General features: G+C 65.6%; 26 protein-coding genes. 13 read left to right on the top strand and 13 right to left on the bottom strand.

The genetic code is table 11. From position 1 onward, the window contains the following. Positions 1 to 7 precede the first annotated feature (7 nt). From pgsA to J0J06_RS07170, 3 genes are read left to right on the top strand one after another with little or no spacing between them, the layout of a single operon-like run. Positions 8 to 559 (top strand): CDP-diacylglycerol--glycerol-3-phosphate 3-phosphatidyltransferase, encoded by a 552-nt coding sequence (pgsA, locus tag J0J06_RS07180; protein WP_294040622.1) that lies wholly within the window; start codon positions 8 to 10, stop codon positions 557 to 559. Next, positions 556 to 795 carry a MoaD/ThiS family protein gene (locus J0J06_RS07175; RefSeq protein ID WP_294040621.1) on the top strand — a complete coding sequence of 80 codons (240 nt, stop codon included), beginning with the start codon at positions 556 to 558 and terminating at the stop codon, positions 793 to 795. Before pgsA ends, J0J06_RS07175 begins: the two co-directional genes overlap by 4 nt. Beyond that, the gene (locus tag J0J06_RS07170; protein ID WP_294040620.1) at positions 792 to 1229 is read left to right on the top strand and encodes a molybdenum cofactor biosynthesis protein MoaE; all 438 of its coding nucleotides are present in this window, start codon (positions 792 to 794) and stop codon (positions 1227 to 1229) included. Before J0J06_RS07175 ends, J0J06_RS07170 begins: the two co-directional genes overlap by 4 nt. Here J0J06_RS07170 and J0J06_RS07165 read toward each other — a convergent pair. After that, positions 1226 to 2125 (bottom strand): hydrogen peroxide-inducible genes activator, encoded by a 900-nt coding sequence (locus tag J0J06_RS07165; RefSeq protein ID WP_294040619.1) that lies wholly within the window; start codon positions 2123 to 2125, stop codon positions 1226 to 1228. The two genes, J0J06_RS07170 and J0J06_RS07165, sit on opposite strands and share 4 nt — an antisense overlap. A gap of 157 nt (positions 2126 to 2282) precedes the next feature. On the opposite strand from J0J06_RS07165, the gene J0J06_RS07160 reads away from it, so the two are divergent. Both J0J06_RS07160 and J0J06_RS07155 read left to right on the top strand, forming a co-directional pair. Further along, a complete protein-coding gene (locus J0J06_RS07160; protein WP_294040618.1) occupies positions 2283 to 2828 on the top strand; it encodes a peroxiredoxin in 546 nt (181 codons plus the stop codon). 147 nt (positions 2829 to 2975) lie between these two features. Continuing rightward, the gene (locus tag J0J06_RS07155) at positions 2976 to 3494 is read left to right on the top strand and encodes a carboxymuconolactone decarboxylase family protein (protein WP_294040617.1); all 519 of its coding nucleotides are present in this window, start codon (positions 2976 to 2978) and stop codon (positions 3492 to 3494) included. An 18-nt stretch (positions 3495 to 3512) separates the two neighbouring features. Here J0J06_RS07155 and J0J06_RS07150 read toward each other — a convergent pair whose 3' ends face one another. Continuing rightward, positions 3513 to 4283 carry a sulfite exporter TauE/SafE family protein gene (locus J0J06_RS07150; protein WP_294040616.1) on the bottom strand — a complete coding sequence of 257 codons (771 nt, stop codon included), beginning with the start codon at positions 4281 to 4283 and terminating at the stop codon, positions 3513 to 3515. Between the two features lie 157 nt (positions 4284 to 4440). On the opposite strand from J0J06_RS07150, the gene epsC reads away from it, so the two are divergent. Continuing rightward, positions 4441 to 5115 carry a serine O-acetyltransferase EpsC gene (epsC, locus tag J0J06_RS07145; RefSeq protein WP_294040615.1) on the top strand — a complete coding sequence of 225 codons (675 nt, stop codon included), beginning with the start codon at positions 4441 to 4443 and terminating at the stop codon, positions 5113 to 5115. After that, positions 5115 to 5459, top strand: coding sequence for a DUF2794 domain-containing protein (locus J0J06_RS07140; protein ID WP_294040614.1), 345 nt, complete (start codon positions 5115 to 5117; stop codon positions 5457 to 5459). The genes epsC and J0J06_RS07140 overlap by 1 nt, the downstream gene beginning before the upstream one ends. A gap of 61 nt (positions 5460 to 5520) precedes the next feature. On the opposite strand, the gene J0J06_RS07135 is transcribed toward J0J06_RS07140, so the two are convergent. The 7 genes from J0J06_RS07135 to J0J06_RS07105 all read right to left on the bottom strand — a co-directional run bounded on the left by J0J06_RS07135 (position 5521) and on the right by J0J06_RS07105 (position 10859). Beyond that, positions 5521 to 6552, bottom strand: a complete 1032-nt coding sequence (locus J0J06_RS07135) for a hypothetical protein (RefSeq protein WP_294040613.1) — start codon at positions 6550 to 6552, stop codon at positions 5521 to 5523. 72 nt (positions 6553 to 6624) lie between these two features. Beyond that, positions 6625 to 6807 (bottom strand): hypothetical protein, encoded by a 183-nt coding sequence (locus J0J06_RS07130; protein WP_294040612.1) that lies wholly within the window; start codon positions 6805 to 6807, stop codon positions 6625 to 6627. 60 nt (positions 6808 to 6867) lie between these two features. Continuing rightward, the gene (locus tag J0J06_RS07125) at positions 6868 to 7767 is read right to left on the bottom strand and encodes an SDR family NAD(P)-dependent oxidoreductase (RefSeq protein WP_294040611.1); all 900 of its coding nucleotides are present in this window, start codon (positions 7765 to 7767) and stop codon (positions 6868 to 6870) included. Positions 7768 to 7904: 137 nt separating this feature from the next. Then, positions 7905 to 8216, bottom strand: coding sequence for a hypothetical protein (locus J0J06_RS07120; RefSeq protein WP_294040610.1), 312 nt, complete (start codon positions 8214 to 8216; stop codon positions 7905 to 7907). Between the two features lie 155 nt (positions 8217 to 8371). Then, positions 8372 to 9064 (bottom strand): phosphate regulon transcriptional regulator PhoB, encoded by a 693-nt coding sequence (gene phoB, locus J0J06_RS07115; protein WP_294040609.1) that lies wholly within the window; start codon positions 9062 to 9064, stop codon positions 8372 to 8374. Next, entirely contained in the window at positions 9061 to 9747 is a 687-nt protein-coding gene (gene phoU, locus J0J06_RS07110; protein ID WP_294040608.1) for a phosphate signaling complex protein PhoU, read from the bottom strand. Before phoU ends, phoB begins: the two co-directional genes overlap by 4 nt. A 56-nt stretch (positions 9748 to 9803) precedes the next feature. Next, entirely contained in the window at positions 9804 to 10859 is a 1056-nt protein-coding gene (locus J0J06_RS07105) for an ATP-binding protein (RefSeq protein WP_294040607.1), read from the bottom strand. A 101-nt stretch (positions 10860 to 10960) separates the two neighbouring features. Between J0J06_RS07105 and J0J06_RS07100 the strand changes: the two genes are divergently transcribed. Further along, positions 10961 to 11368: a hypothetical protein gene (locus J0J06_RS07100; protein ID WP_294040606.1), complete on the top strand. Its 408-nt coding sequence runs from the start codon at positions 10961 to 10963 to the stop codon at positions 11366 to 11368. Here the strand turns inward: J0J06_RS07100 and J0J06_RS07095 are convergent. After that, on the bottom strand, positions 11362 to 12003 hold the full coding sequence (locus J0J06_RS07095; RefSeq protein ID WP_294040605.1) for an HAD-IA family hydrolase: 642 nt from the start codon (positions 12001 to 12003) through the stop codon (positions 11362 to 11364). The two genes, J0J06_RS07100 and J0J06_RS07095, sit on opposite strands and share 7 nt — an antisense overlap. An 80-nt stretch (positions 12004 to 12083) precedes the next feature. Between J0J06_RS07095 and glmU the strand changes: the two genes are divergently transcribed. From glmU to J0J06_RS07075, 4 genes are read left to right on the top strand one after another with little or no spacing between them, the layout of a single operon-like run. Beyond that, positions 12084 to 13436, top strand: coding sequence for a bifunctional UDP-N-acetylglucosamine diphosphorylase/glucosamine-1-phosphate N-acetyltransferase GlmU (glmU, locus tag J0J06_RS07090; protein ID WP_294040604.1), 1353 nt, complete (start codon positions 12084 to 12086; stop codon positions 13434 to 13436). Position 13437: 1 nt separating this feature from the next. Then, positions 13438 to 15261, top strand: coding sequence for a glutamine--fructose-6-phosphate transaminase (isomerizing) (glmS, locus tag J0J06_RS07085; RefSeq protein WP_294040603.1), 1824 nt, complete (start codon positions 13438 to 13440; stop codon positions 15259 to 15261). Further along, positions 15258 to 15482, top strand: coding sequence for a hypothetical protein (locus J0J06_RS07080; protein ID WP_294040602.1), 225 nt, complete (start codon positions 15258 to 15260; stop codon positions 15480 to 15482). Before glmS ends, J0J06_RS07080 begins: the two co-directional genes overlap by 4 nt. 32 nt (positions 15483 to 15514) lie before the next feature. Next, positions 15515 to 16888: a cytochrome P450 gene (locus tag J0J06_RS07075; RefSeq protein ID WP_294040601.1), complete on the top strand. Its 1374-nt coding sequence runs from the start codon at positions 15515 to 15517 to the stop codon at positions 16886 to 16888. Positions 16889 to 16963: 75 nt separating this feature from the next. Here J0J06_RS07075 and dapE read toward each other — a convergent pair whose 3' ends face one another. Further along, entirely contained in the window at positions 16964 to 18082 is a 1119-nt protein-coding gene (gene dapE / locus J0J06_RS07070; RefSeq protein WP_294040600.1) for a succinyl-diaminopimelate desuccinylase, read from the bottom strand. Positions 18083 to 18113: 31 nt separating this feature from the next. Here dapE and J0J06_RS07065 point away from each other — a divergent pair, with 31 nt between their 5' ends. Further along, entirely contained in the window at positions 18114 to 18563 is a 450-nt protein-coding gene (locus J0J06_RS07065; RefSeq protein WP_294040599.1) for a cupin domain-containing protein, read from the top strand. Positions 18564 to 18620: 57 nt separating this feature from the next. Here J0J06_RS07065 and J0J06_RS07060 read toward each other — a convergent pair whose 3' ends face one another. Continuing rightward, the gene (locus J0J06_RS07060; RefSeq protein ID WP_294040598.1) at positions 18621 to 19424 is read right to left on the bottom strand and encodes a hypothetical protein; all 804 of its coding nucleotides are present in this window, start codon (positions 19422 to 19424) and stop codon (positions 18621 to 18623) included. A gap of 11 nt (positions 19425 to 19435) precedes the next feature. Beyond that, positions 19436 to 20500, bottom strand: a complete 1065-nt coding sequence (locus J0J06_RS07055; RefSeq protein ID WP_294040597.1) for a hypothetical protein — start codon at positions 20498 to 20500, stop codon at positions 19436 to 19438. Between the last annotated feature and the right edge of the window lie 6 nt (positions 20501 to 20506).

Genomic DNA, 20506 nt, shown 5'->3' with positions numbered 1-20506 from the left:
CGGCACGATGTGGACGCTGCCCAATATGCTGACATTGTCGCGGATCGTCGGCGTGCCCGTGCTGGTCGCGTGCCTGTGGTGGCCGGGCTGGCACGCGGGATATGGCATCGGGTTCGTGCTCTATTCGCTGATCGCCGTAACCGATTATCTCGACGGCTATCTGGCGCGCGCGCAGGGCACGGTGTCCAAGCTCGGCGTCTTTCTCGATCCGATCGCCGACAAGATCATGGTGGCCGCGGTCCTGATGATGCTGGTGGCGCGGGGTGACATCGGCGGGTGGCATGTCATCGCGGCGATGATCATCCTGCTCCGTGAGATCATGGTGTCGGGGCTGCGCGAGTTTTTGGGCGGGATACAGGTGTCGGTGCCCGTGTCTCAGCTCGCAAAGTGGAAGACGACGCTGCAACTGGTCGCATTGGGCGCGTTGATCCTGGCGGGCGCGCTCCCGGCCTGGCCGTGGGTGCACAGCGTGGGACTCGCGTCCTTGTGGGGCGCGGCGATCCTGACCTGCATCACCGGCTGGGACTATCTGCGCGTCGGCCTCAAGCACATGGATTGACCGTGGAGGTGCTCTATTTCGCCTGGGTCCGCGAGGGCGTGGGGAGGGGGCAGGAACACGTCGATCCACCCGTCGAGGTGGTCAGCGTGGCCGACCTGATCGACTGGCTCGGGCATGAAGTGTTGAGGGACAAGACGAAGCTGCGCGCGGCGATCGACCAGCAGTTCGTGCCCCTGGATGCGCCGATCGCCGGGGCGCGCGAGGTCGCGATCTTTCCGCCTGTGACGGGCGGGTGATCCGCGTCGTCGTCAGCGAGACGCCGATCGACGTTGCGGCGGAGATTGTCGCGCTGGACGGGCTTTGCGGCGGCGCGGTCGCGACCTTTACGGGGCTGGTGCGAAGCGACGGCGGCGTCGGCGAACTGCTGCTCGAACATTATCCCGGCGCGACCGAGGCGGCGCTCGAACGGCTGGCGGCGGCGGCGGTCGAGCGCTGGACGCTCGCTGGCGCTGTGGTGATTCACCGGGTCGGCGCGATGAAGCCAGGCGAGCGGATCGTCTTCGTCGCGACCTGCGCCGCGCACCGCGCCCCGGCGCTGGAGGCATGCAGTTTCCTGATCGACCGGCTCAAAACCGACGCGCCGTTCTGGAAGCGGGAGACGCGCGGCCCCGACGCGACGTGGGTCGGGGAGCGCGAGAGCGATCAAGACGCCGCGGCGAAGTGGCACTAGGCCGCCGACTGAAGCACGTCCGCCAGCAATCTGAAATCCCGTTCGCGCGGCGAGGCGCGGCGCCACACCAACGCGACGGTCCGCATCGCGTGCTCGGCGGCCAGCGGGCGCGCGGAAACGTGGGTGTGATCCAGTATGCCTGCTTCCACCGCCATCTCGGGCAACATCGTCACGCCCAGCCCGTTGTCGACCATCTGCACGATCGTATGCAGCGACGTGCCGAGCATCATTGCCTGCGCGCCGAGTTCGGGGCGATTGCACGCCGCCAGCGCATGGTCCTTCAGGCAATGGCCGTCCTCGAGCAGCAGCAGCCGAGTCTCGTCGATGTCGGCGGCGGCGATCGTCGGTGGCGGATCGGGCAAGTCGGCCTGCGGAAAGGCGACGAATAGGCGATCGTCGAACAAGGGCTGTGCTGCCACTTCGCCGCACGCATAGGGCAGGGCGAGCAGCACGCAGTCGGTGCGGCCGTTGTGCAACCCCTCGCACGCCGCGCCGGTCGTTTCCTCGCGCAGGAACAGCTTGAGGTCGGGATAATCGCGGCGCAGCGCGGGCAGGATGCGCGGCAGCATGAACGGGGCGATCGTCGGGATGACGCTCATCCGCATCTCGCCCGACAGCGGCCGCCCGGCGGCGCGCGCCATATCGCCCAGTTCCTCCGCTTCGCGGATCACGCGGCGCGCCTTGTCGACGATCCGGTCGCCGAGCGGTGTGAAGCGCACGACTCGCCGCGTTCGCTCGACCAGCGTCACGCCGATCAGCGTCTCCAGTTCGCGGATGCCCGCCGACAGCGTCGATTGGGTGACGAAGCATGCCTCCGCCGCACGGCCGAAATGACCGTGATCCTTCAGGGCGACGAGATAGTGGAGCTGCTTCAGTGTCGGCAGGTACGTGGTCATTGATTGCCTCAATCGATCAATGATGAGTGAATAAACTATTTGATCGCTCAATGGCTAGCCGATAAGCGCCACCCCAAGAGAGTCTCGCAAGGCTCCGCCGATTCCCCGAGAGGATGTCGACAAAGGCCGACCCCAATTCTGGCTGGAGGCCCAATATATGTTGACCGTTGGCGACAAATTTCCCGATCTGACCGTTCCCGTCCAGCAGGGCACCGATGCCTTGCCCGCGGGCGAGACGATCAACGTGCTCGAAACCGCGCCGGGCAAGTGGAAAGTCGTGTTCTACTGGCCGAAGGACTTCACCTTCGTCTGCCCGACCGAGATCGTCGGTTATTCGGCGCTGACGGACGATTTCGCGGATCGCGACACCGTGCTGATCGGCGCATCGACCGACACCAGCCACGTCCACCTCGCGTGGCGCAAGTCCGACCCCGATCTTGCCGCCGCCGATTTCCCGTGGATCGCCGACAACGGCGCGAAGCTCGCCGCCGCGCTCGGCATCCTCGATGCGAACGAGAATGTCGCCTATCGCGCGACCTTCACGGTCGATCCGGACGGCATCATTCAGGCGGTGCAGGTCAACGGCCTGAACGTCGGCCGCAACCCGGCCGAGACGCTGCGCGTGCTCGACGCGCTCCAGACCGACGAGCTTTGCCCGTGCAACTGGAACAAGGGCGAGGACGTCCTGAAGATCGCGGCTTGATCCGCTGACCGAACCGGGTGCGGCGTCCCCCTCCAATTGCCGCACCCCTAGGCGCGGGGCCATCCCCCGGACCCCGCGCCGTCCCATTCATTTCATCGCGACCGGCCGGGCGTCCGCCCGGATCGTCGGGCGCGCCAAAGGACCATCATGTCGCTCAAGGAATTCGCCCAGACGCTGCCCGATTACGCCAAGGACATCCGGCTGAACGTGGGATCGCTGCTCAACGAAACCTCGTTGGGCGACCAGCGAAAATTCGGGCTGGCGCTCGCCTGCGCGCACGCCTCGGGCTACAAGCCGCTGGTCGAGGCGGCTGAGGCGGAAGTCGATGGGAAGCTCTCCCCCGAAGCCGCCAATGCCGCGCGCGCGGCGGCCGCGGTGATGGCAATGAACAACGTCTATTACCGGTTCACGCACCTGGCGGGGAACAAGGAATACGCCAACATGCCGGCCAAGCTGCGCATGAACGTCATTGGCGCGCCGGGCATCGCAAAGGACGATTTCGAACTGTTCAGCCTCGCGATCAGCGCAATGAATGGCTGCGGCCTCTGCATCGACGCGCATGAGAACGTGCTGAAGAAGGCCGGCGTCACCGCTCAGGCGATCCAGGACGCCGTGCGCTGGGGCGCGGTGATGAAGGCGGTCGCGACGGTTCACGCGACGCTCTGACCTGGCGGGGCGCGGGGCCTATTTGCTCAGCGCCTGCCAGATCGAGAACGCGCTGGTCAGCGTCAGCAACACCCCGACCATCGTCATCAGCGTGCGTGCGGGCAAACGCTTGACCAGCACACCGCCCAGCGGTGCCGCGATCAACCCGCCGATCAGCACGCCGAGCGTCTGGAGCGTGAAGGCCGCGAAGCCTAGGCTCGCAATGAAGGTCGCGGAGATCGTGGCGGTCAGGAAGAACTCGGACGTGTTGACCGTGCCCACGGTCTCGCGCGGCGCGGCACCCTGGACTAGCAGGTTGCTCGTAACCACGGGGCCCCAACCACCGCCGCCGGCGGCATCGAGAAAGCCGCCGACCAAGCCGAGCGGCTCGATCACCTTGGGCGTCTTGCGCTCCACCTGCCCATGCCACGCGCGATAGAGCAGATAGAGGCCGATCGCTGCGAGATAGGCCATTACGAACGGTTTCGCGACGGCGGCGTCGATGTTCGACAGGACATAGGCGCCGAGTACGCCGCCGATCATGCCCGGTATCACCAGCCGGGCGAGCAACCGCCAATTGACGTTCCGGTGCAGGATATGGCTCGCGCCCGACGCCGCCGTCGTGAAAGTCTCGACCGCATGGACGCTGGCGGAGGCGAGGGCGGGGGGCATCCCCATCACGCTGACCAGCAAGGTCGAGTTGATCAGCCCAAACGCCATGCCCAGCGCCCCGTCGATCAATTGGGCGGCGAAACCGATCGCGATGAAGGGCAGGATCGCTTCGATGCTGGCGGCCGACAGGTCGAACATCGACGCAAATACTCCCTCGTTCTGCCGGGTAGTCTGACGCCGCCCCTGAAATCCTACAACAAAGATAGGCTTTGCGTGTTCCAAGGCGGCGACGTCCGGCGCTGGAAATCCGCGTACTGAACCCCTAAATGCAGGGAAAGCTAAGGGGACCGGCCGCATGTCTGGCCTGACGGACTATCTCGATTCGATTCGCGCGCGTGATCCCGCGCCCCGGTCGCGCATGGAAATCCTGCTCTATCCGGGTGTGTGGGCGCTGGCCTTTCACAAGGTCGCGCATCGCCTTTTTCGCGCGCGGCTGTTCTTCCTCGCGCGCTGGGTTAACCACATTTCGCGCTTCTTCACCGCGATCGACATCCATCCGGGGGCGACGATCGGGAAGAACTTCTTCATCGATCATGGCTTCACGGTGATCGGCGAAACGGCGTTGATCGGCGATAATGTCACGATCTATCAGTGCGTGACGCTAGGCGGGACCAATCCCGCCGACGGGGTCGCGGGCAAGCGTCATCCGACGATCGAGGACAATGTCATCATCGGTTCCGGCGCGCAGGTGCTGGGGCCGATCACCGTCGCAAACGGCGCGCGGATCGGCGCGAACGCGGTCGTGACGAAAGACGTGCCTGAAGGCGCAGTGATGGTGGGGATCCCGGCGCGCGCGACGATGGTCGAAGGAAAGGGCGAAAAGCCGTTCCTCGCTTATGGCACGCCCTGCAGCGAACAGTTCGATCCACAGACCCAGAAGGTCGAGCTCCTGCGGTGCGAGATCGAAACGCTGAGAAAACGGCTCGACGCGCTGCTCGCCGAATACGAACCGGAGCGTGACCGCGCCTGATGGGCACCGTCACCCCGTTTCCTATCCCGGGGCGGCAGCCGAGCCAGATCGGCTTCGACCGGATCGAACTGACGCGCATCCTCGACCTCTACGGCCGCATGGTCGCGGCCGGGCATTGGCGCGATTATGCCATCGAGTTCACTCGGGACGCGGCGGTTTTCGCCGCCTTCCGCCGTACCGCCGAGCGGCCTGAGATACGGATCGAAAAGCGACCGGAACTGCGTAACAAGCAGGGGATGTGGGCGCTGGTCAACGAAGCGGGCATGGTGCTGAAGCGCGGGCATGAACTTGGCCCGGTCCTCGCGCCGGTCGAACGGCGGCTGATGAAGCTGATCGAGGAATAAAAAACACCCGGCGGTCCGAAGACCACCGGGCGAGGGAATCGCTCGTGACCAAGCGAAAGGTTTAGGCAGTCGCGGCCTGAGCCGGGGGCAGGCGGTTGGCCAGCCCGCCACCCAGCATGCCGACCACCGCACGCCGCATCGGCTGCCAGAACGCCGACAGGCTCAACAGCGCGGAGCCGATCACGAGCGCAGTGAACGCCATCGACAGCTCGACCGCACCGGCCTGCTGGAACAATGTCGACAGCGCGTAGAGCACATAGGCCAGGCTCGACACGAGCAGCGCACGCCGATCGATCGCCAGCGCGATGATCGCGAACACGACGTACAGCGCCATCACGATTACGGCCTGAGCCGCGCCGATATTCCCTTCGAACACGCCGAGCATGTGGAATACCGTGTGCGCGATCATCGGGGCTGCGGCGAGGTGCAGCCAGAACGCGACGTCGCTACGCCGCGTCTTGCGCTCACGGTCGGAACCGTCCCACCACATCGCCAGCGCGAAGGTGGCGAGGCCGCCGACCAGGACCAGCGGGAAGATCGCGTTTTCGCTCGCATGCGTCGCGGCGAAGAACAATCCGACGCCTACGCCGACGCACGCCGCCGCGCCGACCGCGACAGTGATCGGGACCATGAAGCGCCGCCAGTGCAGCCATGCCGCCCCGCCGGTGACGAGCGCGATGCCCGACCCGACCAGCGCGTTGGTGCGGTCCGACCATTGGGGATCGATGTCGACCAGCGCGCCGATCATCGTCGCGGCGACCCCGCCGACGAACGCGATCAGCAGGATGATGCTCGGCAGCGCCATACGCCGCACGCGCGTGAAATATTCGGCCAGCCCCCATGCCGCCGCCGCAACGGCCGCTCCGGCCAACGCGTGATTGAACCAGTCGCCCAGCTGCGCCAGCGCGGCGAGCAGCAGCGCGATGGCGATGCCGACGAAGATATCGTTGAATCCGGTCAGCAGCCGGAAGCTTTCCTCGTCCACCGCGGGCGTCGCGCGCGTGGTGGCGATGTGCTGGCGGAAAGCGTCGGCGGTGGTCGGGGACATGATCCCCGCCGCCACCGCGCCCTCCAGATCGCTTTCGCTATACATGGCAGTCTCCTCTCGGACGACTGCCATATCATAGGTGAGTTAGTGTATCAATACACCGATATGGTGCTCAGATCACTTGGCCGGCGTGTCGATCTTCACGTCGGCGTCGATCGTCTTGGTGTTGCCCATCATGTTCTGCCCGAACACCAGAAACAGCACGACGGCGATGGCAATGATGGCGATCGCCAACAATGCAATGGCGCCGCCGCCACCGCCGCGCGTTTCGATAATCGTGGTCTTTCCGTCATCGGCCATTGTGTCCTCCTGTCCTTGCGGGGGGAGTAACCATCGGCCGATGGGGTAGTTCCGCCGGGCTCAGCCGCCCTGCAACTTCTTGAGGATCGTCATGGCCTGTTCATTGCCGGACGCAGGGACGATCTCGCCGGTGCGGTCGGTGATTTCCGCCCAGTGTGCGGCGACACCCTCAGGTGACAACTCGTCGCCGGTCAGCAGCTTGCCCTGGGTCAGCGTGACGAACGCCGCCTGGAATACGCCCGCGCCGGCGCCGACGATCGCGTTGGACGGCGCGTCCTCGCTGACGAGGTACAACGCGGCAGGCGCGACCTTGTCGGGCGAAAAGGCCTTGAACGCTTCCTCAGGGAAAATGTCCTCGGTCATGCGCGTGCCTGCGGTCGGCGCGATCGTGTTGACCTTGATGTTGTACTTCGCGCCCTCGAGGTAGAGCGTCTTGGTCAGCCCGGCGAGGCCGAGCTTGGCGGCGCCGTAATTGGCCTGGCCGAAATTGCCGTAGAGGCCGGTCGACGACGCGGTCATCAGGATACGTCCATAGGCCTGCTCGCGCATCAGGTCCCACACCGCCTTGGCGCAGTTGGCCGAGCCGTTGAGGTGGACGTCGACCACGAACTTGAAGTCGGCCGGCTCCATCTTGGCGAAGCTCTTGTCGCGCAACACGCCCGCATTGTTGATCAGGATGTGGACGCCGCCCCAGGCCTCCTTGGCTTTGGCGACCATCTCGACCATCTGTTCGTATTCGGTGACGCTGCCGCCGTTCGACATGGCTTCGCCGCCAGCCGCCTTGATTTCTTCGACAACCTTGAGAGCGGCGTCTGAGTGGCCAGTGCCGTCGCGCGATCCGCCCAGGTCGTTTACGACGACCTTCGCACCGCGCGCCGCCAGCGCGAGCGCATATTCGCGGCCCAGGCCGCCGCCGGCGCCGGTGACGATCGCTACCTTGTCATCGAAACGGATGGTCATGAAGTCGCTCCTGCTTATTTTGCGCGCTTCCTACGGCTTTTGCTGCGCTGCGCAAGAGACCATACCCGAAATACGAAAAAGGCCGGGGCGGGTTGATATTCCGCCCCGGCCTGACCCGGCATATGCGGGTAGTATCGTCAGCCGGGCTTACGCGGCACCGACCGCAAACGCTCACCGCGGGCGTTCGACCGCTCGGTGCAATGGTCGGTCACGGTCTTGCTGCAGAGCGGGTAATTGCCGTCGGACACAGCGGGCGGAGCGGCCGGTGCCGCCATCGGCGCAGGTGCCGCCATCGGCGCGGGAGGGGCCATCGGTGCTGGCGGCGGCGCGCTGGGATCGGCGGCCGGCATCGGGGCGGTTTGCGGCGCCGGCGGCGCGGCTGGCGGGGTATCCTGAGCGAAGGCTGGCAGGGCGAAAGCGGCGACGGCCGCGGCGACTAAAAGTTTCATGCGACTCTCCTGAAGTCCTGCACGCAAGGCGTGACGGGTGGGAGAACGCGGCAATGGGAAAATGGCTCCATCGTTTCGCAGGCGATTCGGTGATTGGGATCGCCGCTCGCTTGTGGTGCCGAAGCCCGGTACGCGCCGTGTGCGCGAAGGAGAATTCAGGCCCCGGTGTCGAGCGAATATCCCGCCGACCGCACCGTGCGGATCAGGTCGGGCCGGTTGCCCTTGTTGATCGCCTTGCGCAGCCGCCGGATATGGACGTCGACCGTCCGGCTCTCGATGTCGCTGTCATGGCCCCATACCGCGTCGAGCAGACGTTCGCGGCTGAACACCCAGCCCGGATGTTCGAGGAAATGCTTCAGAAGGCGGAATTCGGTCGGGCCGAGCGCGACGACCTCGCCGTTGCGGCGCACCTTGTGGCCGACCGTGTCCATTTCGATGTCGGCATAGGTCAGCGCTTCACCGGCAAGCGCGGGGCGGACGCGGCGCAGCACCGCGCCGACGCGCGCGACGAGTTCGCGCGGGGAGAAGGGCTTGGTGACGTAATCGTCGGCGCCGGTTTCGAGGCCGCGGACGCGATCCTCTTCTTCCCCGCGTGCGGTCAGCATGATGATCGGGATGTTCGCCGTTTCCGGCATCCGGCGGAGACGCCGGCACACTTCGATCCCTGACAGCCCCTCGACCATCCAGTCGAGCAGGACGATGTCGGGCGCCGCTTCCTTGGCCAGCAACAGCGCTTCCTCGCCGTCGGGCGTGTGCTTGACCTCGAAGTCCTCGCGCTTGAAATGATAGGCGAGCAGTTCGGCGAGCGACGCGTCGTCCTCGACCAGCAGCATCTTCACGCGGCTCATTGCGCTTCCCCTGTCTTGGCTCGCTCGGGCATCTGCCTGCCGGTCGCGGCGAAATAGACCATTTCCGCGACGTTGGTCGCATGGTCGCCGATCCGTTCGAGATTCTTGGCGACGAACAATAGATGCGCGACCTGGCCGATCGTCGCCGGGTTTTCGACCATATGCGTCACCAGGATGCGGAAGATCCCGTCGTAGAAATCGTCCAGCAAGCGGTCACGATCGCATACCAGGACGGCCGCCTGCGCGTCGCGCGCCGCAAACGCATCGAGCACGTCATGCACCATCTCCGCCGCCAGCCGCGCCATCGACGGAATGACGGTGATCGGTTCGATCGGATGTTCGCTTTCGATCAGGGGCACGCGCTTGGCGATGTTCTTCGCATAGTCGCCGATCCGCTCGATCACGCCCGCAATCTTGAGCGCGGCGACGACATCGCGCAGGTCGCCATCGACCAGGGTGCGCTCGGCGATGATGCCGACCGCCAGCGATTCGACCTCCGCCTGCAGTGCATCGATGCTGCGGTCGCTCTCCCGCACTTGTGTCGCGAGATCGGTATCGGCGCGCTGCAAGGCGTTGATCGCGTCGTGGATCGCCCGTTCGGCGAGCCCGCCCATCTGACTTAACATGCCGCGCAGACGACCAATGTCATGGTCGAACGTCTGCGCAGCGAAATCGGTAGCCACTGTCGAAGTCCTCAAGAATCACGCGTCGCCCGCGCGCCGCCTGTGTGACGTCAGCGTTACCCTTTGATGACAGCGGCCCCGGAAGCCGCTGCGGGGAGCAGAATCGTGACGACGGTGCCGCGCCCGATTTGGCTCGCTATGTCCAGCCGCCCGCGATGCCGCTCCACCACGTGCTTGACGATGGCGAGGCCCAATCCGGTGCCGCCGACCGCGCGGCTGCGCCCCGAATCGACCCGGTAGAAGCGTTCGGTCAGCCGCGGGATATGTTCGGGCGCGATCCCTTCGCCCTCATCGCCCACCGACAGGCGCACCATCCCATTGGGGTATCGCCATAGCTTGACCGTCACCGGCGTTCCCGCGCGGCCATATTTCATCGCGTTGCCGATCAGATTGTGCAGCGCCTGGCTCAGCTGGGCGCGGTCGCCGATCACCGGCGGAACATCTTCGACGAATTCGATGACGATGTCGGCGACGCGCGGATCGTGGGTGTCGCGCAATTCGGAACACACCTCATCGAGTAGCTTCGCCAGATCCACCGACGCGTCGGGCAACCGATATTTCTCCGCCTCGATCCGGCTCAGCGAAATCAGGTCCTCGACCAGCCGCTGCATCCGGCGCGCCTCGTCGGCGATCACCTTCAGGAAACGCTGGCGCATCGCCGGATCGGGGTCCTCCTCGTCGATCAGCGTTTCCGCAAATCCGAGAATCGACGCCAGCGGCGTGCGCAACTCGTGGCTGGCGTTGGCGACGAAATCGACTCGCATCCGTTCCGCGGCATAGCTGCCGGTCTGGTCGATCAAATGGACGATGCGTCGGCCGTCGGGAATGTCGGTGATCCGCAATTCCCAACGCTGATCGAGCGTGCCGAGTCCAACCAGGTTGATCGGCCCGGATGCCCCAACGCCCGGCGGCGCAGTCAGCCTTTCCGCGGCGGCGGGATGGCGAATCGCTAGCCGCACGTCCTGGCCGAGGATGTGGTTGCCGAGCAGGTCGCGCGCGGCGGCGTTGGCCTCCTCGACTCGGCCGTCGGCGAGCACCAGCACGGGCTCGACAATGCCTTCGAGCACGGTGTCGAGCCGGGGCGCGGCGGGAATCGGAAGCGAACCGTCCATCGCGCTCTGCCCTATCGCACGCGGCGCAGCGGTGCCACCCGGTGTGATGCGCGCGCGATAGGGCGAGGTATAGTGCGGCGCACGACTCGGGGGAGATCGACATGAAGCGATATGCATTTGCGGCGGTGGCGGCGCTGGCGCTCGGCGGCTGTTCGATGGGGGAGGACCTGTCGTCGGGCGGGACGGCGGTGGATGTGTTCCATCGACAGTATGACGGCGCCCAGTTCGCCGCGATCGACGCCGCCGCAGGGGCGGAGATCAAGGCGACGCCGGGCGGCCTGGCGCCGATCCTGGAACGGATTCACGCGCGGTTGGGCAACGTGAAGTCGTCGAATCGCACGGGGTTCAACGATCGCGTCGACAATGGCGATCATCGGCTCGAACTGACCTACGACACCACCTTCGAAAAGGGTGCCGGAGACGAAGAATTCGTGTTCCGCATGACCGACGGCAAGCCGGTGCTGATCGGCTATCACGTCAAGTCCGACGCGCTGAAGGGCGGTTACTGAGCGAGGGATTCCAGCTTCGGAATGAGGTGACGATAATCGCCAAACGCCGCATCACCGAGCGCGTCTTGGCCGAAGACAGCGACCGGGACGCCGGCGGCGCGCGCCGCTTCGACATCGTAGCGCGAATCGCCGACGAACGCCGCCCTGCCGCCGCCACAGCGCCGGATCATCTCCACGATCGGTTCGGGGTCGGGCTTCGCCTTGCCGGGGATCGTATCGCCGCTGATGATGCACGCGAAGCGGTCGGTCAGGCCGAGCTCGCCGAGCAGCAGGTCGGTGAACCGCTCGCGCTTGTTGGTGACGATCGCCAGCGTGACGCCGCGCGCCGCCAGCGCGTCGAGCGCCGCGGTCACGCCGGGAAAGGGCCGCGTCGTCACCGCGATATTGGCTTCGTAATAGGCGAGCAAAACGGGCAGCAATGCGTCGAGCTGTTCGTCGCCGCCGCTCGCCCGAAGCGCCGTTTGCAGCATCAGCCGCGCGCCGCCGCCGATCATCGGCCGGATCTGCTCGACGGCAAAGGGCGGCCGGCCCGCCGCGGAGAGCGCGTGGTTGACCGCCGCCGCCAGATCGCCCGCGCTGTCGACCAGCGTGCCGTCCAGGTCGAATCCGACGATATCGAAAGGAAAATCGGCCATCGCCGGCGCGCCTGCCCGCAATTTTATGGCCATGGCAAGGTCTTCGTGGCAGGGCCGCTGACCACGGAGACGCTGAAGTTATGACCAATCCGATCGCCGCGATCATCCTGGCCGCCGGAATGGGCACGCGGATGAAGTCCGACCTGCACAAGGTGCTCCACCCGATCGCCGGGCGGCCGATGCTGCTCCACCTGATCGACAGCGTCGATGCGCTCGATCCGGCGAAGGTGGTGGTGGTGGCGGGCGCGCGGCGCGAACAGGTCGAGGCGGCGGTGGCGCCCCTCGGCGCGGAAGTCGCGATCCAGGCCGAACAGCTCGGCACCGGCCATGCGGTGCAACAGGCCGAAGCGGCGCTAGCGGGGTTCGCGGGCGACGTGCTGATCCTTTATGGCGACGTGCCGCTGGTCACGACCGAGACGATGCGCGCGATGGTCGACCGCCTCCACGGCGCGGGCGAGCCGAGCGTCGTCGTGCTGGCGTTCCGCCCGGACGATGCCGCTGCCTATGGGCGCGTAATCGCGGACGCGGACGGGCGGCTGGAAAAAATCGTCGAGTTCAAGGACGCGTCGGCTGAGGAACGCGCCGTAACGCTCTGTAATTCCGGGCTGATGGCGGTGCGGTCGGCTGACCTGTTCCGGCTGCTGGGGCGGCTCACCAACGACAATGCGGCGGGCGAATATTACCTCACCGACATCGCCGCGCTGGCGAACAGGGACGGACGCGGATCGGTCGTGGTCGAAACCGACGCGGCGGAAGTCGCCGGGATCAACAGCCGCGCCGAACTCGCCGCGGTCGACGCCAGTTGGCAGGCGAAGCGCCGCGTCCGGGCGATGGCCGAAGGCGCGACGTTGGTCGCGCCGGACACCGTGTGGTTCTCGTTCGATACGGCGGTCGGCCGGGACGTGCTGATCGAACCCAACGTCTTTTTCGGCCCCGGCGTCAGCATCGCCGACGGCGCGACGATCCGCGCGTTCAGCCATATCGAGGGCGCGACGGTCGGGACGGGCGCGGAGGTCGGCCCCTATGCCCGGCTGCGCCCCGGCGCGGTGCTCGGCGAGAAATCGAAGGTCGGCAATTTCGTCGAGGTGAAGAAGGCCGTGCTCGGCAAAGGCGCGAAGGCCAACCACCTGACCTATCTGGGCGATGCCGAGATCGGCGCGGGGGCGAACATCGGCGCGGGGACGATCACGTGCAATTACGATGGCTTCTTCAAATACAAGACCGTGATTGGTGAGGGCGCGTTTGTCGGCTCCAACTCCGCACTCGTCGCGCCGGTGACGATCGGCGCGGGCGCGATCGTCGGTGCGGGATCGACCGTGACGTCCGATGTCGAGGCCGATGCGTTGCGGCTGGTGCGCCCGCCGCAGGAGACCAAACCGGGCTGGGCCAAGCGTTTTCGTGATATGATGTCGGTAAAGAAGGCAGCGAAATAATATGTGTGGCATTGTAGGCATCGTCGGCAAGGAACCGGTTGCGGAGCGTCTGCTCGACGGGCTCAAGCGGCTCGAATATCGCGGCTATGATTCGGCGGGCATCGCTACCGTCTGGGAAGGCGCGATCGAGCGGCGGCGCGCGTCGGGCAAGCTGATCAATCTGGCGACGGAACTCGACGAGCATCCGCTGCCGGGCGATACCGGGATCGCGCACACGCGCTGGGCGACGCACGGCGGCCCGACCACCAACAATGCGCACCCCCATGCGACGGGCGAGGTGGCGTTGGTCCACAACGGCATCATCGAGAATTTCAAGCCGTTGCGGGACGAACTGATCGCACGGGGGCGCACCTTCGAGAGCGAGACTGACACCGAAGTCGTCGCGCACCTGATCAGCGAGAAGGTCGAGGCCGGTGTCCCGCCCGCTGAGGCGGTGGCGGAGGTTCTGCCCCGGCTGCATGGCGCGTTCGCGCTGGCGATCCTGTTTCGCCAGCACCCGGAGTTGCTGGTCGGCGCCCGGCTCGGATCGCCCCTGGTGGTCGGCTATGGCGATGGCGAGACCTATCTCGGCTCCGACGCGCTTGCGCTCGCGCCGCTAACCCAGCGCATCGCCTATCTCGAGGAAGGCGACTGGGTCGTCATTACCCACGACGGCGCGCAGATCTTCGACAAGGACAACAATCCGGTCGAGCGCCCGGTCACCATTTCGGGCGTGACCGGCGAGTTGATCTCCAAGGGCAATCACCGGCACTACATGCTCAAGGAGATTTACGAGCAGCCGATCGTCGTCGCGCAGACGCTGCGCAGCTACCTCCAGCGGATGGAGGATCGCGTTACCCTGCCGATCCCCGATTTCGACCTCAGCGCGATCAAGCGCGTCACGATCGTCGCGTGCGGGACGAGTTTCTACGCCGGGATGGTCGCCAAATACTGGTTCGAGCAATTCGCGCGCGTGCCGGTCGACCTCGATGTCGCGTCGGAATTCCGCTACCGCGCGCCGGTGATGGAAGAGGGCGGGCTGATGATCGTCATCAGCCAGTCGGGCGAGACCGCCGATACGCTCGCCGCGCTTCGCCACGCCCGCAGCGAGGGGCAGACGATCGCCGCGGTGGTCAACGTGCCGACCAGTTCGATGGCCCGCGAAGCCGACCTGTTGCTGCCGACGCATGCCGGGCCGGAGATCGGCGTCGCCTCGACCAAGGCGTTCACGTGCCAGCTCGCGGTGCTCGCCGCGTTCGCCGCCAATCTCGCGCGGGCGAAAGGCCGACTCGACGCCGCCGAGGAAAAGGCGATCGTCAAGCACCTCTCCGAAACCCCGGCCGCGCTGAACGGCGCGCTCGCCTATGACGAATCGATCGAGGCGATGGCGGGGGTCGTCGCGGCGGCGCGCGACGTGCTCTATCTGGGGCGCGGGACTGACTATCCGCTGGCGCTCGAAGGCGCGTTGAAACTCAAGGAAATCAGCTACATCCACGCCGAAGGTTACGCGGCGGGTGAGATGAAGCACGGCCCGATCGCGCTGATCGACGACTTGGTGCCGGTCATCGTCATCGCGCCGTCGGGGCCGCTGTTCGACAAGACCGTCAGCAACATGCAGGAAGTCCAGGCGCGCGGCGGCAAGGTCATCCTGATCAGCGACTATGACGGGGTCGAGGCGGCGGGCGAGGGTTGCGTCGCGACGATCACCATGCCGAAGGTCCACCCGCTGATCGCGCCGTTGGTGTATGCGGTGCCGGTGCAGTTGCTGGCCTATCATGTCGCCGTGGCGAAGGGGACCGACGTGGATCAGCCGCGCAATCTGGCGAAGAGCGTGACCGTCGAGTGACCCCAGTCGTCATGGTCGTGGTGGCGCTCGCCGCGGTCGGGTTTCTGCTCGTGCTGGGCGCGATCACGGGTCGATCGGGCGGCAGGAACGGACAGGCCGGCAACGGAGACGGCGGTATTTATGACGCCTCGTCGGCCTCCTATGGCGACGATTCCGGTCACTGCCACGCCGGCGATGTCGGCGGCGGTGATTGTGGCGGTGACGGCGGCGGCGGGGACTAGCCCTCGCTACTGACATTGTGGTAAGTAAGCCCATGGCCTACGCACACACGTTCGACGCCAATCCGCATTGGCTGCCCCGGCAAAAGCCGGACTCGCTTGCGCATATCCCGGGCGAGAAGGGATTGCCTATCATCGGCAACACGCTTCGCCTGCTGCGCGATCCCGAAAAATTCGGGCGCGAGATGATCGCGAAATATGGGCAGGTCTATCGCAACCGCGCGCTTGGCGGGACCAGCGTGATTCTGCTCGGTGCCGACGCGAACGAGCTCGTGCTGTTCGACCGCGACCGATTGTTCTCGTCGGAACAGGGCTGGGGCCCGATCCTCAACCTGTTGTTCCCGCGTGGGCTGATGCTGATGGATTTCGACCAGCATCGCGCCGACCGCAAGACGCTGTCGGTCGCGTTCAAGCCCGAGCCGATGAAGCATTATGCGACTCAGCTTGACGCCGGGATCGCGTCCGCCGTGGCGGCCTGGGGCGGCAATCTGCAGGTCTACAAGGCGGTGAAGCAGTTGAGCCTCGACCTTGCCGCGACGAGCTTCCTCGGCGTCGAGCTCGGGGAGGAGGCCGACCGGATCAACCAGGCGTTCGTCGACGAGGTCCAGGCCAGCGTCTCGCCGATCCGCGCACCGCTGCCCGGCACGTCGATGCGCAAGGGCGTGAAGGCGCGCCAGTATCTGATCGACTGGTTCGAACGCGAAATCCCGGCGCGGCGCGAAAGCAGCGAAGACGGCAATCGCCAGGATTTCTTTTCGCAATTCTGTCGCGCGAAGGACGAGAACGGCCAGCCGCTGTCGACCCAGGCGATCGCCGATCACATGAATTTCCTGATGATGGCCGCGCACGACACGATCACGTCGTCGGCGACCAGTATGGTCATGCGGCTGGTCCGGCATCCCGAATGGCAGGAACGGCTGCGCGAGGAGGTCATGGGCCTCGACAAAAGCGTGCCGCTGACCGAGCAGCTCGATCGCCTGACGCTGACCGATTATGCGTTCAAGGAAACGCTGCGCATGTTGCCGCCGGTGCCGTCGATCCCCCGCCGCGCGGTGCGCGATTTCAGCTTCGGCGGCTATGACATTCCGGCCGGGACCAATGTCGGGATCAGCGTGATGCATGTCCATTACCTGCCGGAACACTGGCCCGATCCGCAGACGTTCGACCCGATGCGCTTCACCCCCGAAGCGTCGAAGGGGCGGCACCGCTTCGCCTGGGTCCCGTATGGCGGCGGCGCGCATATGTGCCTGGGGCTGCATTTCGCGCAGATGCAGATCAAGCTGCTGATGGCGAACCTCTTGTCGCGTTATCGGATCGAAGCGGATGCTGGGGCAGGGGCCACGTGGCAGGTCTTCCCGATCCCGCGCCCCAAGGACGGGTTGCCGGTGCGGATGGTGCCGTTGCAATAAAGTGTGCTCCGGTGAAGGCCGGAGCCTTGGCAATTGCCCCACATCTCCAATGCTCCGGCCTTCGCCGGAGCACGGCTACGTTTTGGCTACTCTCGCGATGATGTCGGCGTAAATCTCGGTCAGCGTTTCCAGGTCCGCCACCGCAACCGCTTCGTCGGTCTTGTGCATCGTCGCGTTGACCAGGCCGAATTCGACGGTGGGGCAAATCTGCGACAGGAACCGCGCGTCGCTCGTGCCGCCGGTGGTGGACAGGGCAGGGGTGACGCCCGCGACTGCCGCGATCGCATCCGACACCAGCGTTGACAGCTCCCCCGGCTCGGTCAGGAACGCCTCGCCCGAAATCCGCGCGATGACCGTCGCCTCCGGCGCGTGCAGCTTCACCGTCCGCTCGATCAGCGCAACCAGATCCTCGCCACGCTGCTCGTCGTTGAAGCGGATCGACAGCCGCGCCGACGCCTTGGCGGGAATGACGTTGGTCGCCGGGTTGCCGACCGTCACGTCGGTCACTTCGATGTTCGACGGCTGGAACCAGTCGTTGCCGTGATCGAGCACGATGGCGTCGATCGCCGCCAGCGCCGCGACCAGCTTCGGGATCGGGTTATCGGCGAGGTGGGGATAGGCAACGTGGCCCTGCTTACCCGGCACGTCGATCCAGATGTTGACCGACCCGCGCCGGCCGATCTTGAGCGTGTCGCCGAGCCGTTGGTCGGAGGTGGGTTCGCCGACCAGGCACAGGTCCGGCTTCAGCCCGCGCTCCATCATCCGATCGATGATCGCGCGCGTGCCATAGGTCGCCGGACCTTCCTCGTCGCCGGTGATCAGCAGACTGAGCGTTGGCCCTTTCACGCGCGCCGCCGCGGCGGCGAAGGCGGCGATCGCGCCCTTCATGTCGACCGCGCCGCGACCGTGGAGCAGGTCGCCGCGCACCTCCGGCTCGAACGCGTCGCTGGTCCAGCCATCGCCCGGCGGCACCACGTCGAGATGCCCGGCGAACGCCAGATGCGGCCCGGTACCGGCGCGCAAGGCGATCATGTTCTCGACCGGCCCGTCCGGTTCCTCGCCGACCGTGAAGCGGTCGATCTCGAACCCGGCGACCGCGAGCGCTTGCGCGAGAACGTCGAATACATGCCCCCGCGCGGGCGTGACGCTTTCGGCGGCGATCAGCGCCTTGGTCAGATCGACGACTTGAGGCAAGATAGGCTCCTGGATTTCAGTGGAGACGGCATTGCCCAAGCTCGACCTCGATACAATCCCGCAGTCGAACGCGACCGGCTATCCGCCCGACTACGCGACCGTCGTGCGCGAGCGCTGGTACCGCCGCCTTGCGCCCGCGAGCGGGATCGAGGATTTCGGGTTCAGCCATGTCACGCTCAAACCCGGTGCCTGGTCGTCGCAGCGCCACTGGCACGAGGGGGAGGACGAGTTCGTCGTCATGCTGTCGGGCGAGGCCGTGCTGGTCGACAACGACGGCGAGCATGTCATGCGCACAGGCGACATCGCGGCGTTTCCGAAGAACGACGGCAACGGCCATGTGCTGCAGAACCGATCGGACTCGGACTGCGTATTCGTCGCTGTGGGCAAGCCGCAGACCAGCGACTGCCATTATCCCGACATCGACATGCACCTCTACGCCAGCGTCGGCGAACAAAGGCGCAAGGATGGGAGCAAGTTCTGAGATTGATCCATGGTAGCGGTTTCGCGCGTCGGTGCGCGAAACCGCTACCAATCGGCGTTACTTCAGCGCTTTGTTCCGGAGAGCCTCGACATTGCCGGGCGTCAACGCGACCAGCGTCGTCGTCGCGGACTGTAGCCCGCTCATCGAGCGCAGCGACCAGACGTTATACCCCAGCAAAATGTCGCCGCTGAAATCGAGCGAGCCCTTGCCCTCGTACTTTTTCTGCATATCAGCCGACAAGCCCAGCGCCTGCAGTAACTTGAGCGTCAAGTTGATCTTGCGACCGCCCTCGTCGGTGAAGGTGTAGGAAATACCTTCCGCCCCAAGGACCGACTGGATCAGGAGGTTCTTCTTGTCGTCGAGCAGTGATGCGCAGGTCCAGTCGGCGGGCTTGCCCTTGATCAGGTTAAGCGTCGTCAGTTTGACCAGGCGATTACGGTACGGCTTCGTCAGCTTCACCTCGATGCTCGCGACCTTGTCGGTCCCGATGCCTGCGCTGGCGTTGAGCTCGCTGACGCCGATCGCCTTCGCCACGCCGTCGCCGGTGATCGACGCGCCGAACGTGTTGTTCTTGGTGATCTTGTAGCTCGTCACGCCAATAGCGACCGCACCGGGCTTGGGGAGCATCCCGGCTGCCTTGGGATCGATGCAATCGCCCGGCTGCGCGACGATGGTTTCACGCCCCTTGTTGTCGAACGAAATGATGGCGCCCAGGCCGTCGTCGGCGCGCGGCGGGTGGAACGAGGTGAAGCCTTGCGATTTGATGAAATCGTCGAGGTTGGCGGGCGGCTTGCCGGCGTCCGATGCGGTAATGGGCACGAGCGTCAAGATACCAACCAGCGCGATGTGACGGTAACGCATGATTCCCTCCTCTATTTCCTCGGTGTTGGGTCGGTCAGCAGTTTCGCAAAGCTGTTCAATCCTTTGATCCGGTCGTCGATCGACAGGTGTTCGGCATTGGCTTCGGTCATGCCGGCGCTTTTGTAGACCTGGTCGAAGACTGTCTCGTAGCCCTCGGTACTGGCGATACGCACGATCTCGTCCATCTTTGTCGTGCGCCAGCTTAGTTTCTGCGCGAAGACCGTGCTGGCGGCTCCCTTTGCCTTGTCGTCGCCGCTTGTCATCTCGACCAGCACATAGCCGACGATGTCCGCGCGGATTTCGCGTCGGACGGGCGTGCCGGCGTTCGGGTCGCGGTCGAACGTGACGTGCGACAGCTCGTGGCTCGTCACGAACAGCATCGCCAGGTCGATGTTGCGCATGAACAATTGCAGCTCGAACTGGATCATGGCGACGTCCAAAAGACCACCCGCCGCCGACATCAGCGCGTCGTCTTCGGAATCGGCGGTATCGCGCGCCGTTCGCCTTCGCTCGATCGTCTTCAGCGCCTCGTCAATCAGCGCGGATGTGTCGTTCGTGGCGCACACCCGCGCGATCAGCCCGATCGACATATTGATGTGCGCACCGATGTCGGGGGCATAGGTCGCGGCGGCCGCCGGATCCGTGTTGGCGTCGATCTCCAGCGCGACATCCTTCAGCGATGTGTACGTCGCGTCGGGAACCGGTTGGGCCGCGAGTCCTGCGCGGATGACGGGATTGGCGAAGAAGTCGCGCATTCCCTTCGTCTGGATCAGCGCGGCCATGCTATCGAGATAGCGTCCCTTGACCAAAGATGCGGCCTTGACGAGGTCCTCGTCGCTGGCTGGGCCCGCGGCCAACTTGCAAAGCTGCCCCGGGACCGATTTGTCGATGGACTGGCGCAGGGTGATGAGCCCTGCCTTCGCATTGTCCAGCATCTTGATCTGGGCTTTGGACCGCTCGGCGGGAGTGCCGCCCCAGGGGTCGCTGCCGCCCCATCCGCTGCCGCTCACGCTGACGACACAGCCCGACAGCAGGGCCAGGCTGCCTAACAGGCAGCTGGCGATTATCGCACGCACACCTCG

Origin of the sequence: Sphingomonas sp. (assembly GCF_017304615.1) — a bacterium.
Taxonomy (GTDB): domain Bacteria; phylum Pseudomonadota; class Alphaproteobacteria; order Sphingomonadales; family Sphingomonadaceae; genus Sphingomonas.
The sequence above is the reverse complement of the archived record's forward strand: the minus strand, read 5'-3'. Positions and strand labels throughout refer to the sequence as shown.

Coding starts and splice junctions, on each gene's coding strand:
- pgsA (WP_294040622.1), top strand. CDS start 8: ATGTGGACGCTGCCCAATATGCTGACATTGTCGCGGATCGTCGGCGTG.
- J0J06_RS07165 (WP_294040619.1), bottom strand. CDS start 2,125: ATGACCACGTACCTGCCGACACTGAAGCAGCTCCACTATCTCGTCGCC.
- J0J06_RS07160 (WP_294040618.1), top strand. CDS start 2,283: ATGTTGACCGTTGGCGACAAATTTCCCGATCTGACCGTTCCCGTCCAG.
- J0J06_RS07155 (WP_294040617.1), top strand. CDS start 2,976: ATGTCGCTCAAGGAATTCGCCCAGACGCTGCCCGATTACGCCAAGGAC.
- J0J06_RS07150 (WP_294040616.1), bottom strand. CDS start 4,283: ATGTTCGACCTGTCGGCCGCCAGCATCGAAGCGATCCTGCCCTTCATC.
- epsC (WP_294040615.1), top strand. CDS start 4,441: ATGTCTGGCCTGACGGACTATCTCGATTCGATTCGCGCGCGTGATCCC.
- J0J06_RS07140 (WP_294040614.1), top strand. CDS start 5,115: ATGGGCACCGTCACCCCGTTTCCTATCCCGGGGCGGCAGCCGAGCCAG.
- J0J06_RS07135 (WP_294040613.1), bottom strand. CDS start 6,552: ATGTATAGCGAAAGCGATCTGGAGGGCGCGGTGGCGGCGGGGATCATG.
- J0J06_RS07130 (WP_294040612.1), bottom strand. CDS start 6,807: ATGGCCGATGACGGAAAGACCACGATTATCGAAACGCGCGGCGGTGGC.
- J0J06_RS07125 (WP_294040611.1), bottom strand. CDS start 7,767: ATGACCATCCGTTTCGATGACAAGGTAGCGATCGTCACCGGCGCCGGC.
- J0J06_RS07120 (WP_294040610.1), bottom strand. CDS start 8,216: ATGAAACTTTTAGTCGCCGCGGCCGTCGCCGCTTTCGCCCTGCCAGCC.
- phoB (WP_294040609.1), bottom strand. CDS start 9,064: ATGAGCCGCGTGAAGATGCTGCTGGTCGAGGACGACGCGTCGCTCGCC.
- J0J06_RS07105 (WP_294040607.1), bottom strand. CDS start 10,859: ATGGACGGTTCGCTTCCGATTCCCGCCGCGCCCCGGCTCGACACCGTG.
- J0J06_RS07100 (WP_294040606.1), top strand. CDS start 10,961: ATGAAGCGATATGCATTTGCGGCGGTGGCGGCGCTGGCGCTCGGCGGC.
- J0J06_RS07095 (WP_294040605.1), bottom strand. CDS start 12,003: ATGGCCGATTTTCCTTTCGATATCGTCGGATTCGACCTGGACGGCACG.
- glmU (WP_294040604.1), top strand. CDS start 12,084: ATGACCAATCCGATCGCCGCGATCATCCTGGCCGCCGGAATGGGCACG.
- glmS (WP_294040603.1), top strand. CDS start 13,438: ATGTGTGGCATTGTAGGCATCGTCGGCAAGGAACCGGTTGCGGAGCGT.
- J0J06_RS07075 (WP_294040601.1), top strand. CDS start 15,515: ATGGCCTACGCACACACGTTCGACGCCAATCCGCATTGGCTGCCCCGG.
- J0J06_RS07060 (WP_294040598.1), bottom strand. CDS start 19,424: ATGCGTTACCGTCACATCGCGCTGGTTGGTATCTTGACGCTCGTGCCC.